Origin of the sequence: Nocardia araoensis NBRC 100135 (assembly GCF_000308435.1) — a bacterium.
Taxonomy (GTDB): Bacteria; Actinomycetota; Actinomycetes; order Mycobacteriales; family Mycobacteriaceae; genus Nocardia; species Nocardia araoensis.
Genome location: NZ_BAFR01000167.1, coordinates 1 through 12,490 on the forward strand (window position 1 = coordinate 1; position 12,490 = coordinate 12,490).

Here is a 12,490-nt window from a genome sequence, read left to right on the forward strand (position 1 = left end):
CGCGGGCTGCTGCCCCGCGGCCGCGCTGCCCTGTCCCTGCCGCGGAGCATCGGGGGCCGCGTCCCCACCTGGTGCGGGCGGTTCACTCGCGGATTCGTTCGCGCGGCGAGCGGTGGTGGGCTCCATCAGGATGCTCGGCAGGATCTGGTTGCCGGCTCCGCCGACCTGAGTGAGCGCCGCGAGTCGTTCCTGGAGATCCTCGTGGTCGGGCACGGCGGCGGTCGCCTGCTCGATCGCGCGCCCGTATCGCTCGGCCACGAGCCGGTGGGTGACGAGCGCGACGCCGATCATGATGGGTGCGATCGCGTGGATGCCGATCCCGGCCAGTTCGCCCGACCTGAAGTAGGGGAACGTGTTCAACGCGATACTCGCCGTCAGCAGGACGCCCTCGACCGTGTAGACCTGCCACAGCCGATCGATCACACCCCACTCGGCGGTATCGCCGGTGGACAGCATTAGGGCGACGAGTACCGCGCTGATCAGCGCTTCCAGCCCGTAGGACAGCCAGAACATCGGATTGCTCGCGCCGCCGCTCGGCGCGATGTTCTGCTGCACCGTGACCGCGGAGAACAGCATCGAGAATGCCACGACTCCGGCCAGCAGGCCCAGCACCCGCGGCTTGCGCTGATGCAGACGAGCGACTTTCGCGTGCGGGCTGCTGCTGTGCCGCTGTTCACCGATCGCCTGCGCGGCACGCAGCAAGTCGGCGGCTTCGCGTTCGGCCAGTTCAGCGGCCGTGCGCCGGACCCGCTCCGCGGCGTCGGCGGCCGCCTGGATGCGCGCCCGTTTCTCGTGGCGTTCATAGTCACGCACGAGCTCGGCCAACTCACGGGAGGCGGCGAGCTCACGCTCGGATAATGCTTCGAGCAGCGCCGGATCGTCCTGGTGGGCCAACCGCTCATGCGCGATCTGCACCCGGTCCGGCAGCGCGCCTGCCACCAGATCATCCACCGGCGGCGCCCCGGTGGGCGCGTGGGTCGTGAAACGACGGAACATCAGCAAAGAACCTTTCCGACGGTCGAGTGTTCCAGACGCAGCGCGCCATTGCTGCCCCGGCCGTCGACCACATCCGCCGAACCAGACGACCGACCCGGCCGAGAACGAAAAGATAACTCGTCATCGAAATCCATTCGACCCGACGAGCAATCGGAGCCGCTCGGGGGCAGCGGAACGAATCCAGCAGGACGGATCCCAGGTCCCATCCGGATCGCTCCCGTCCCCGGGCTCAGTAGCCCTTCGGCGAACGATTCGGATCCGCTTGCTGAACCTTCGCTTGCAGGTCGTGGCCGTCGCGGGAGACACCGTACCGCTCCATGACGTAGTTCATGCTGGCGGCGACATTGGCCACCGGATCGTGAATGTTGCTGGAGGTTCCAGCGGCATGGTAGCCGAGGAAGGTGCTGGGGATCGTCTGGGTAAGTCCCCTGGACGCATGTCCGGCGGCGGCGTTGCTGTCCCAGTTGTTCACGGCGTTGGGATTTCCGCCGGATTCTCGTTCGATCAGAACCCGGTAGCCGCGCTTCCAGTACTCGCGAGCCACCGGATCGGTGATGCCGAGCGCGTCGAGCGCGCCGTCGATCGCGGCGTCGACCGAGACGTTGCCCTGGTAGCGGGCGTAATCAGCGCTCGTCGCGGCAGGAACGAAGCCAGGGCCGGGTGAATAACTGCGCTGCATGTAGTTGCTCGGCACGTAGTTGCCGGCCGCCGAGGCGGGGGTGTACGTTGGCGCGGCGCCGTCGATGTTCTTCGCGTGCACTTGGACGCGGTCGGTGGCCTTCGCGATCTCGTCGTGTACGTCGTCGATCGTCTTCAGCACGGCGTTCGCCAGCCTGATCTCGATGTCCGTGGCGATGTACTGCTTGCCCGGACTCGCCGCGGGAGCCGCGTCCAGCGTCGCCTGCAAATCTTTGACGTGCTGCCTGATAGCGGCGAAGGTGCCGCTGGAGATGCCGTAGGTGCCGTAGGCGGAAAAGTCGACGTTGTCGTCCTGCTTGCGGATGTCGTTCTTGATGTCGTCGAACTCCTGCGCGCGGCTGGCGTAATCCTCGGCCAGGGCCGACTTCTTCTCGTCGCCGGTGACGAGCTTCTCGTCGCGCAGCAACTTCACCACATCGGGCGCCTGCGAAGGCGAACCCGTCGCCAGCAGATCCGCCGACGTCTGGATCGTCTGGCGGCCCACTTCGATGACCGCCTTCAGGCCCGGGCTCGCGTCCGCGGGCGGGTCCAGCTCGACCACCCACCGCTCGGTGCTCATCGAGACACCCGAGCCCCGGTCGGCCGTGGCCTTGCGAATACCAGCATCATCACCTCACGCCTGACAACGCTCACCAGGCCGTGCGTGGCCTACCGGTCCGACGCCGTCGAGTATTCCGCAACGCCGCGTGCCCTTTTCCCGCCTGTGGGAGTAGCAGCTTCGAGCAGCCACATCGATGCGGGCTCGCGCGGCGCGGTAAGACGTCAGATCGTCGCGGGGCGGCGGGCGCCGCGGCGTCGCGGACGCAGCTGGTAGAGGCGATACCAGGCCAGCGCGAGGAAGATGGCTCCCAACCCGGCGACGACTCCCATGTCGAGCAGCCACGTGCCGATGGTGTGTTTCCACAGCGGGTCGGGCCCACCCTCGTGCGGCGAGAGGGTGTCGAGGTCGAGAGTGGCGGCTCCCGCACCGAATCCCCACCGAGCCGGCGCGATGTATGCCAGCTGCTCCAGGACGGGCGTGCCGGGCAGCCGTACCAGCCCGCCGGTCAGCACCAGTTGCGCCATGGACAGCACGATCAGCAACGGCAGCGTCTTCTCCGAGGTGTTCACCGCCACCGACACCAGCAAGCCGAGTGCCAGCGACGAGATGCCGAGCAACGCCATCATCAGCATCAATTCCACTTCGACCGAGGTGAACAGCCCCTTGGGCGGCATACTGACCCCGATGGTGCCGATCAGGACGAGCACTACCGCCTGCAGCGTGGTGATCACGCCGAGGACCAGGAGTTTCGACATCAAATAGACTCCGGCCGACAATCCTGCCGCGCGTTCTCTGCGATAGATCGTCTGTTCCTTGACGATCTCCCGGATCGAGTTGCCGGTGCCGACGAAGCATGCCGCGAACGCCAGGATCATGAGCTTGGTCGCGGCATCGACGTTCGTTCCCGGCGCTCCGGTGAAGCCCTGACCGGCCGGCACGGCGGCGATCAACCCACCGAGCAGCAGGGGCATGACACCGAGCAGCGCCAGATAACTGCGGTCCGAGGCGATCACCGCGAGGTAGCGCCTGCACAACGTGCTGAGCTGGCTGAACTTGGACTGCGACGGTGGCGGCGGCGTCGGTGTGTGCACTTCCGCGGGGACGACATCGTCGGTCGGGCCGACCGCCACGTAGCGCTCGTAGCGTGGCGACTCCCGGAACTCACCGGCCCAGTCCCGCTCCTCCTCGCGGTCGAAAGCCTGGAACACCTCGGCCCAGCTCCCCGCGGCGAACTGCAGCAACCCTTCCGCGGGCGGTCCGTAGTAGGCCAGCCGGCCGCCGGGCACCAGGACCAGCAGGCGGTCGCAGGCATCGAGGTTCGCGACGCTGTGGGTGACGACGATGACCGTACGCCCGTCGTGCGCCAGTCCCGACAGCATTTCCATGACCGTCTTGTCCAGGCCGGGATCCAAGCCGGATGTCGGTTCGTCGAGGAACAGCAAGGAGGGTTTGGTCAGCAGTTCCAGTGCGACGCTCACGCGTTTGCGCTGCCCACCCGAGAGCCGATCGATGCGGGTGTCGGCGTGCCGCGCCAAGCCGAGCTCGTCGAGGACCTCGTCGACCCGCTGCTCGCGCTCCTCGCGGCCCGTGTCACCGGGGAAACGCAGCTCGGCCGCGTAGAGCAGCGCCCGCCGCGTCGGAAGCTGGTTGTGCAGGATGTCTTCCTGCGGTACCAATCCGATGCGGTGGCGGAGTTCGTCGTAGTTGGTGTACAGATCGCGGCCGTCGTAGAGCACCGTCCCCTCGGTCGCGGGCCGCAACCCGGTGATCGCGCCGAGCAGTGTCGATTTGCCCGCCCCGCTCGGCCCGATCACTCCCACGAGCGATCGCCCCGGGATGGGGAACCGCACGCTGTCCATCAACACCTTGCCCTCGGGTGTCCGGACGGTGATGTTCTGCACGCAGACCGATACGTCACCGGTGTCGACGAACTCGCGCAGTTCGTCGCCCACCAGCCGGAAGGTGGTGTGCCCCATGCCGATCAAGTCGGATTCCGAGAGATCGGCGGCGTCGACGCGGGCTCCGTTGACGTAGGTGCCGTTGTGGCTGTCGAGGTCGACGATCCGGTATCTGCCCGCACCGATCGTCCGCAACTCGGCGTGATGGCGGGAGACCATCAGATCGTGCGCGACGATGTCGTTGTCCGCGGCGCGTCCGATCCGGAGAGTGGGCGACGTTATCCGGACCACCGCGCTGGGGTGGTCCGCCGGAGGCGCCGATCGCGACACCCGCCGGGGCAGGCCCGGCTCGAACTTCGTGACCGTGGCTTCGTCGTCGAGGGCGTAGCCAGGATTCGGGACGACCATCGTGTCGCCGCCGGAATCGCCATCGGGTTCCTGCTCGGGTGGGGTTTCCACCGAGCAAGCCAATTTTTCGCCGTCCACCGCGTGTCCGAGCTGGAACGTCTCGTCGTGATCGATCACCATCCGATCGACGCGGTGACCGTCGAAGAACGTGCCGTTGAGACTGTGCGCGTCCTCGATTTTCCAACCGTCCGCACCACGCTCCAGAACGGCGTGCAACGACGAAACGCGGGGATCGGAAACGACGATATCGGCCGCCGGATCGCGACCGACGTTATAGGCGCCTCCTGCGCGGAGCCGATAGACGCGTTCCCGCGTCTGCACCACGAGAACCGGCGTCTCGGACAATTCGGTGGAGGAAGATCCATCCGCCATAAAGGGAGTATACGACCGCACGACACGGTCACCGCAATAGTCGAGCACGCCTCGATCTCGTCACGAGTCCGGCCTGCGCACTCTCGCCCTCTACCACACCAACCCCGCTGACCAGCGCAAACCTTCGCGACCACAGCGGGGCCCGATGTGCGGAGCACATGGGTTGGGCGTGACATTCCCGCATTCGGTGCCGGGACAACGAATGGCCTACCGGTTATGTCTACCCGAATCGTTCAATATTGAAATTCTCGGTGCCAGCCCGGCAATCGATGCGGCAATGGAATCGGCTCATCATCCTCGTCTGTACACCACCGGACGACCCCGCTTCCGGTGGGACTCGAAATTTGTCCACGATTTCCTTTGTGCCGGATGGAAATACGCCTACGCACAGCACCCGCGGTTCGATCGGAAACCGCAACCGGCAGGCCAGGAGCATCCGCGGGTGCGCTCGATCAATACCCGGCCGATCCGCCGGATCGCCAGCTTCCGTACCGGAAACGCGATCGTTGCGGCCGCACCATGCCGGTTGGGCGATCCAAGCGATGTACGGGGGAATAAGCGGGCGCTATTGCGTGTCGTGCCTGGCGCCGCTACCGTAGGTGCGGTCTCCATCTTGTGGATGTAGGTGACAGCTCCCTCCCACAAGAGTCCACACTCGCCACGGCGATCTCGTATGCCACGCATTCGGCAGCATGTGCGCACGGACATCGTCCAGCCATACATCGACGCATGCATCGAGCGTCATTCCACCAGGCGGCATTCACGGCGACCCGCCGCATCCATAGCTTCCGCCAAGGAGAAAAGCCATGCAAGACAACACTATTCACCCAGATGATCCCACAGCAGGCGAGAACCGTACGACATCGGTCACCGGGCTCATCGACATCGTCCACAACCATGCCGCACTGCACGTCGACGGCTACCTACCCGGACCACGCGACGCTCATGTGCCTGCGCGTTTGGTCCGCGAATACGGCTTGCGTCGCGGCGATACCGTCACCGGCGCAGTCGGACCCAAACGGGACGGTGCCAAACTCGCACCGCTGATCCGAGTCGATCGGATCAACGGCTTGCCACCCGGAAATGCCGGAGCGCGGCCGCACTTCGCCGATTTGGTCCCCATCTATCCGCAGGACCGTCTGCGGCTGGAGACCGAGCCGCACGAACTGACCACCCGCGTCACCGATCTGGTCATGCCGATCGGCAAGGGCCAGCGCGCCTTGATCGTCGCACCGCCCAAGGCGGGCAAAACGTCTGTGCTGCAATCCATCGCGCACGGCATCGCCAAGAATCATCCCGAATGCCAGCTGATGCTGGTACTGGTCGGGGAACGCCCGGAAGAGGTGACCGACCTGTCGCGCGCGGTGCAGGCCGAGGTCGCCGCCGCGACCTTCGACCAGCCGGCCCACGAGCACATCGCGCTCGCCGAATTGGCCATCGAACACGCCAAACGCCTCGTCGAAATGGGTCACGACGTCGTGGTGCTGCTGGACTCACTGACCCGGTTGGCCCGCGCCTACAACCTGGCGGCCGCCGGGTCCGGGCGCATCCTCTCCGGCGGCGTCGACGCCGGGGCGCTCGCGCCACCGAAGAAATTCCTCGGCGCCGCCCGCAACATCGAGCACGGCGGGTCCCTCACCATCATCGCCACCGCCCTGGTCGAGACCGGCTCGCTCGCCGACACCGTGATCTTCGAGGAATACAAGGGCACCGGAAACGCCGAGCTGAAGCTCGATCGGCACCTCGCCGACCGCCGCCTGTTCCCCGCGATCGACATCGACCGCTCGAGCACACGCAAAGAGGAACTGCTGCTGTCCGCCGACGAGCTCACCGCCATCGGATCCCTGCGCAAGACCCTCTCGGGCCGCGAACCGCAGCAAGCGCTCGAACTACTGCTGACCGGCCTCCGGCAAACCGGGACCAACCCCGAATTCCTGACCCAGATCCGCAACGCCGGCTGACGGCCGCCGTGCCTGATCGAGCATGGTGAGGTAGGCATCGAACTGGGCCGCGGCCGTGAGAAGGTTGCGGCTGCGCGCGGTCAGCCGGTCCTGCCACGAGTCGAGGAAAGCGCTCAACGCCTCCGCCCCGCCCGCCTCGCGCAGCGACTCGATGAACTGCGCGACCTGCGCCAGCGGGTACCCGCCTCGGCGCAGCTGGCGTGCGATCTCGGCGTCGCGCACGCTGTCCGGTCCGTATTCGCGGTAACCCGTCGCCCGGTCGCGTTCGGGGCGCAGGATGTCCTGGGTTTCCCAGGTGCGCAGCGTCGCCGGATGCACGCCGAGCCTGCGCGCGAGTTCGCCCACGGTCAGCGTTCGACCGTGAACCCGGGTCGGCATCGTGGTGGACAGGCTGCCGAGGGCCGTCGCGACCTCGGTGCGGGTGTCGCGTTCGGCGAGCAGCGCGACATGCGCCGCGTCGATGAGCCGGTAGGCGGACTCGGTATCGCCGCGATTGGCCGCACGCATGATTTCCATTGCCTGCTGGTGTCCGTGGCCACCACGCAACGCGAGAAAGGCGCGCAGCGCCTGCGCGTGCAGAACGGTGTAGCGCCGGTAACCGGTCTCGCTGCGCTCGGTCGGCGGGAGGATGCCCGCGTCCTCGTAATTGCGGATCGCCTGTGCGGACAACCCGTGCTCGCGGGCGAGGTCGATCGGTCGCAGCTCGCACCTCCGTTTGAGGTTTCAGTCCGTGAATCGCGGTTCGGAGTCGCCCAAGTTTCACGGTATCAATGCCCACTGCCACCTCACTGCGTGAGATCGGCCGCCACTTCGATCGTCTGCGGCTTCGACGCGCCGGTGGAGTTCTCCGGCGCGCCGAGCCCGCCCAGCCCCTCCGCTATGGCACGAGAGCCGGCTGATCGACGGCCCATAGCCACGACCCGTCCGGCTGGCGGCGAGCGATCTCGACGGTCACCTCGCCGGTGGTCAGCGTGGACGCTGTCAGCGCCAGGTCGCCGCTCACCAGCGCCGGATGCTGCCTACCCGGCGAGAGCACCGGCGCAGCGGCGACGAACTGCTCGTACACCTTGCGGATCTCCGCATGTCCGGCCGCGAGGTTGCCCGGAGGAAACGCCAGCACGGCGTCCGGCTCGTACAGCGCCACCAGCCCGTCGACGTCGCCTGCGTTGGCGCGCTCGATGAAGTACCTACCGAGGTCGTTCGGATCAGTGGCCACGATCTTGTTTGTCATACTCATAGCCTCCCAACGAATCACGACATCCTGTGTCGTGTATTTCCGCAAAGGTTTCCGTATGCGCGCCGACCGGCTGGTCTCGCTCGTGTTGCTGCTGCGCCGGCACGGCCGGCTGTCCGCGGCCACGCTGGCCCGCGAGCTGGAGGTGTCCACCCGCACCGTGCTGCGCGACATCGAGGCGCTGTCCGCAGCAGGCGTTCCGGTCTACGCCGAACGCGGCCGACACGGCGGTTTCGCGTTGTTGCCCGGTTTCCAGACCGAGCTCACCGGACTGAACCACGACGAGGCGCTCGCCCTACTGGTCGCCGGATCACGGCGCGGCGCACAGGCATTCGGCCTCGGCTCGGCGCTCGCTTCGGCCATGCGCAAAGTGGTCGACGCGCTACCCGAAAGCTATCGGACCACCGCGACCGGCGCGGCTCAGCGATTGCTCATCGACCCGGAGACCGACCTCTTCTCACGCAGGCTGGTCGCCGAGGAGATGCCCGAAACCATCGTGACCGAGATCCGGCGCGCGGTGTTCGCCGGACACAAGCTGCGCATCCGCTACGCGGCTGTGGACCAGGCCCCGAAGTGGCGCACAGTGGACCCGATCGGCCTGGTCACCGTGCGCGACCAGGCTTACTTGCTGGCCACGAGATCCGGCGCGGACCGCACCTACCGGCTGTCCCGGGTCTCGGCCGCCGAGGAACTCCCCGAACCCGCCCAGCGACCGGACCGGGTCGACCTGGACCGCGCCTGGCAGGAACGCAGCACGCGGTTCCGGACCGGCGGCGACCAAGTCACCGTGCTGGTACGGGTGGACCCGGCCCAGCGGGAGGAGCTGGTGGGCACCGCGCTGGCCGTCCGCGCCGAAGAAGCCGACGCAGACGGCCGGCTGCGGCTGGAAGTGACCTTCCAAGATCCGAGACACGCCGAATGGGCGCTGTGGCAGCTCGCCGCGCACGCGGAAGCTTTGAGTCCGCAGTGGTTGCGCGCGTCCCTGCGCGATCGTGCCGCGGCGGTCGCCAGCTGCTACGGAATGTCATCCTGAGGGTGTTCGCAGGCCGGGTGCGCTGCCGTTGCGGCGCAGGCCGCCGTGGGTTCAGCGTCCCGCGGCGGTGAGTTGGTAATCCGCTTCGAGCAGCATCCACCCGCTCAGCTGTACCGAGAGATCGCGGCTGAGGTTCGCCGACGCAGCGGCGGACGAGTGCGTGAGCTGGGGAAAGGTTTCCGGATGCTCCGGCACCGTGACCGGGCGGGTCCAGTCCATACCGAACAGCGGCAGCCCGTCCACCTCGGCGCGGTGTTCCCAGGCCGCCCGCGCGGAAGTGTGCACGATATTCGCGGCGGTGGTATTGCCCAGCGACAGTGCGGCTTCCGCGAGATATCTGGCGAGGATGCCCATGAACAGCCCGGAGTCGTCCCCGGAGGCCGCGGCGATCACTCCCCCGTCCGTCAGCCCGTCCCCGGCTGCGGCAACGAGATCTGCCACGCGCCGGTGATGGCCCGGCTCACGCGTGCGCAGCGCCAGCTCGGTTTCCAGTCCGATGGCCACGCCCTGGCAGTAGGTGTGGACGGTCCTATCCACCCGCCCGCCGGGCTCATGGACACCATCGAGGATCAGGTCGCGGTCGCTGTCGCGCAATCGGGTGTACAGAAAATCGGCGAGCTCTCCCGCGCGGGAGAGCTCACCCAAACGCGCCAGGGCGATACCCGTCGGACCGATCGCGGGAGTGTTGTAGTACTCGTCGCCGGACCGCCACGGCACCGCACCGACGGCCGGGTTCCAGCCGTCGATCAAGCCTGCCCGCAGCTCGCCGACAGCGTCGCCGAACCGGACACCGAGCAGCCGGTCGGCGCGTTCGAGCGCCAGCACCAGCCACGACATATCGTCGTAGTACCGGTTGGTCCAGCCGGTGAGGTTGCGGGTCCGAATCCCGCGTGCGAGGGCGACGACCCGGTCTATGCGTTCGGGTGTGCGGGCCCGGTACGCGGCGTCCACCGCACAATCGAGCAGGTGGGCTTGCCACCAGTAGCACCACCGCACGAACGATTGGTCCAGCACGGACGAAGGCCAGACGAGCGTGCCAAGCCGCATCTGGGGCCGGCCCCAGAGCGTGCGCACGTGCCGCCGCACGACTGCCTGTTCCGCCAGTTCCGCCCGCTTCCCGGGCTCCTCCGGGCCCGCGGACACTTTCCGCGAGATCGTCACAGCCTGCGCCGGCTGCGCCATCGCGGTGAGTGCGATCGAGGCTCCGGCCGCCAACAGGGCACTTCGCCGGCTGATTTCCTTTTTCCGGCGATCCATCCGCTCGGACTCCCTCGACTGAAAAACGATCATCGGCGCCGGAAACCATGCGGCTACATTTTATCCCGCGACGACCACCGCCGCGCGGCGTCGACCGCCAGGTACAGGCGTCAACCGCCGAGCCTGACTCCTGCCGGTCCCGTGCAAACATCACGCGGCGCGGCTGTTCAGCCAAGTGCGGTAGCGGCGTAGTGCGCGCCGCTGAAGCAAGGTCTCCTTCAGCAGGGCGGCCTTGGGGTTGATCCCGGGGCGCGTGCGCCGACCGGCGCCGAGGCGGCGAAGCTGTTGCCGCACACGGGCCATGCCTGCGGCCGACGCAACAGCCTTGTCTTCGATCTTCACGGGCGACAGCTCGACCTTGGCGCCGGGGTCCTGACGCCACCGGTTCGGCAGATCGGGATCGACCGCCAGCGCGCTGCCCATGCCCACGAGATCGATGCCGCCGGCCAGGATCTCCTCGGCCACCGGTCGCCGGACGACACCGCCGGTCAGCATCAGCGGCAGCGGGCTGCTCTTCGCCAGTTCTTCGGCGAGGGAGAGGAAGTAGGCCTCGCGGGCTCGGGTCCGCTGGTCACCGGCCTGCCCGGTCATGGCCGGCGCCTCGTAGCTGCCCCCGGAGAGTTCGACGGCGTCGACACCGAGCGGAGCCAGCATCGCGATCACGGTCGCGGCGTCGTCGGCTTCGAAACCTCCGCGCTGGAAGTCGGCCGAATTGAGCTTCACCGCAACGGCGAACGTGGGAGCGACCGCGGCCCGCACGGCACGAACGATATCGAGCAGCAGCCGGGCCCGGTTCTCCAGGCTGCCCCCCCACTGATCGGCGCGTCGGTTGGCCAGCGGCGAAAGGAACTGGGACAGCAGATAGCCGTGCGCGGCGTGGATCTCCACACCGTCGAACCCGGCCTCCTCGGCGCGACGAGCCGTCTCGGCGAAGCGCGCCACGGTCTCCTCGATCTGCCGCGCGGTCATCTCGAGCGGATCGGCGAACCGCTTGCTGTTCTTGCCGACATCGACACGGACAGCCGACGGCGCCCAGGCGACGCCGGGCATGTCCGCGCGCACCTGCCGGCCCGGATGGTTGATCTGCATCCACACCCGCGCGCCGCCACTCTTCGCGGCGGCAGCCCACTGACGGAACGGGTCCAGCGGCGAGTCCACGTCGAGGACGACGCCTCCCGGCCCGGTGAGCGCCTCTGCGTGGACCATGACATTGCCGGTGATGATCAGGCCGACCCCGCCTCGGCTCCAGCGCCGGTAGAGCCGGAACAGGGACTCGTCGGGGAGTTGACCGGATGCGGCCATGTTCTCCTCCATCGCGGCCTTGGCCAGCCGGTTCGGGAGCACGGAGCCGTTCGGGAGCGCGAACGGCGCGAAGACTGGTGAAGTCTGTTCCGAACCGAGACCGGCGGGGATGGGGGCTGCTGCTGGCATCGCTACTCCTGCGCGGTATGTTTACATTGCTAACATGAACCTAGAAAGGGATGTGAGCGGTGTCAACATCGACGAAGAGTGGTTATCATCACGGCGACCTGAGGGCGTCGCTCCTGACGGCGGCGATGCGCATGCTAGAAGCCGGCGAGCCGTTCTCGCTGCGCGCCCTCGCTCGCGCGGCGGGCGTCTCGCCGACCGCGCCCTACCGGCACTTCGCCGACCGCGACGCACTGGAGTCCGCGCTGGCCGCGCAAGGTTTACGCGACCTGAAGGCAGATCTCGTCAACGGGCGCGAACTCCCGACATCGGTAGCCGACCTCGGCGAGTTCGCGGTCGCCTACGTCGAGTTCGCCTTGCGCCGACCCGCACTGTTCCGCCTGATGTTCGGAAACGCCTGCGACGAGGGCAGTGAAGAGCGCGTCCAGGCGGCAGGCGAAATCCACGACCTGCTGCAACTCGGGATGACGCGAGTCTTCCCGGACGGCGACGCCGAGGCGCTGGCCTCTGCAGGGTGGGGCCTGGCCCACGGACTGGCGTTCCTGCACATGGACGGCAAGCTGCCGGCGCAGTCGAGCGATGAGGTGGCCGATCGCGTGCGAGCCGCGTTCGCCGCGATCCTGTCCGCGCGCCCGCAGTAGACCAGCGCCCCGGAGTGCGCCT

9 protein-coding genes and 2 pseudogenes are annotated in these 12,490 nt (G+C 67.6%); 4 read left to right on the forward strand and 7 right to left on the reverse strand.

All coding sequences use genetic code 11. From position 1 onward, the window contains the following. From ON21_RS23075 to ON21_RS23085, 3 genes and pseudogenes are all read right to left on the reverse strand, one after another. Positions 1-996, reverse strand: a pseudogene (locus tag ON21_RS23075) (hypothetical protein); the annotation flags it as partial. A gap of 229 nt (positions 997-1,225) precedes the next feature. Then, positions 1,226-2,254: a transglycosylase SLT domain-containing protein gene (locus ON21_RS40190; protein WP_051021242.1), complete on the reverse strand. Its 1,029-nt coding sequence runs from the start codon at positions 2,252-2,254 to the stop codon at positions 1,226-1,228. A gap of 203 nt (positions 2,255-2,457) precedes the next feature. Further along, entirely contained in the window at positions 2,458-4,914 is a 2,457-nt protein-coding gene (locus ON21_RS23085; protein WP_039800654.1) for an FHA domain-containing protein, read from the reverse strand. A 163-nt stretch (positions 4,915-5,077) separates the two neighbouring features. On the opposite strand from ON21_RS23085, the gene ON21_RS39310 reads away from it, so the two are divergent. Further along, positions 5,078-5,539: a hypothetical protein gene (locus tag ON21_RS39310; RefSeq protein WP_169332724.1), complete on the forward strand. Its 462-nt coding sequence runs from the start codon at positions 5,078-5,080 to the stop codon at positions 5,537-5,539. 241 nt (positions 5,540-5,780) lie between these two features. Then, a pseudogene (locus ON21_RS23090) lies at positions 5,781-6,875 on the forward strand (transcription termination factor Rho, short form); the annotation flags it as partial. On the opposite strand, the gene ON21_RS23095 reads toward ON21_RS23090, so the two are convergent. Together ON21_RS23095 and ON21_RS23100 are read right to left on the reverse strand one after the other, a co-directional pair. Further along, complete coding sequence (locus ON21_RS23095) at positions 6,804-7,577, reverse strand: MerR family transcriptional regulator (RefSeq protein ID WP_083880823.1); 774 nt, start codon at positions 7,575-7,577, stop codon at positions 6,804-6,806. The pseudogene ON21_RS23090 and the gene ON21_RS23095 overlap by 72 nt on opposite strands. 175 nt (positions 7,578-7,752) lie before the next feature. Beyond that, positions 7,753-8,106: a YybH family protein gene (locus ON21_RS23100; RefSeq protein ID WP_218004134.1), complete on the reverse strand. Its 354-nt coding sequence runs from the start codon at positions 8,104-8,106 to the stop codon at positions 7,753-7,755. 61 nt (positions 8,107-8,167) lie between these two features. Here ON21_RS23100 and ON21_RS23105 point away from each other — a divergent pair, with 61 nt between their 5' ends. Then, positions 8,168-9,142, forward strand: coding sequence for a helix-turn-helix transcriptional regulator (locus ON21_RS23105; RefSeq protein WP_039800738.1), 975 nt, complete (start codon positions 8,168-8,170; stop codon positions 9,140-9,142). 51 nt (positions 9,143-9,193) lie between these two features. Here the strand turns inward: ON21_RS23105 and ON21_RS23110 are convergent, their stop codons facing one another. Further along, complete coding sequence (locus tag ON21_RS23110; RefSeq protein ID WP_306307712.1) at positions 9,194-10,156, reverse strand: glycoside hydrolase family 76 protein; 963 nt, start codon at positions 10,154-10,156, stop codon at positions 9,194-9,196. A 393-nt stretch (positions 10,157-10,549) separates the two neighbouring features. Then, the gene (locus tag ON21_RS23115) at positions 10,550-11,830 is read right to left on the reverse strand and encodes an NADH:flavin oxidoreductase/NADH oxidase family protein (protein WP_051021245.1); all 1,281 of its coding nucleotides are present in this window, start codon (positions 11,828-11,830) and stop codon (positions 10,550-10,552) included. A 59-nt stretch (positions 11,831-11,889) separates the two neighbouring features. Here ON21_RS23115 and ON21_RS23120 point away from each other — a divergent pair, with 59 nt between their 5' ends. After that, entirely contained in the window at positions 11,890-12,468 is a 579-nt protein-coding gene (locus ON21_RS23120) for a TetR/AcrR family transcriptional regulator (protein ID WP_039800656.1), read from the forward strand. The last annotated feature ends 22 nt before the right edge of the window (positions 12,469-12,490 follow it).

Bases quoted from the DNA above. Each gene is read 5' to 3' on its own strand.
- ON21_RS40190 (WP_051021242.1), bottom strand. From the start codon at position 2,254: ATGAGCACCGAGCGGTGGGTGGTCGAGCTGGACCCGCCCGCGGACGCG.
- ON21_RS23085 (WP_039800654.1), bottom strand. From the start codon at position 4,914: ATGGCGGATGGATCTTCCTCCACCGAATTGTCCGAGACGCCGGTTCTC.
- ON21_RS23100 (WP_218004134.1), bottom strand. From the start codon at position 8,106: ATGACAAACAAGATCGTGGCCACTGATCCGAACGACCTCGGTAGGTAC.
- ON21_RS23105 (WP_039800738.1), top strand. From the start codon at position 8,168: ATGCGCGCCGACCGGCTGGTCTCGCTCGTGTTGCTGCTGCGCCGGCAC.
- ON21_RS23115 (WP_051021245.1), bottom strand. From the start codon at position 11,830: ATGCCAGCAGCAGCCCCCATCCCCGCCGGTCTCGGTTCGGAACAGACT.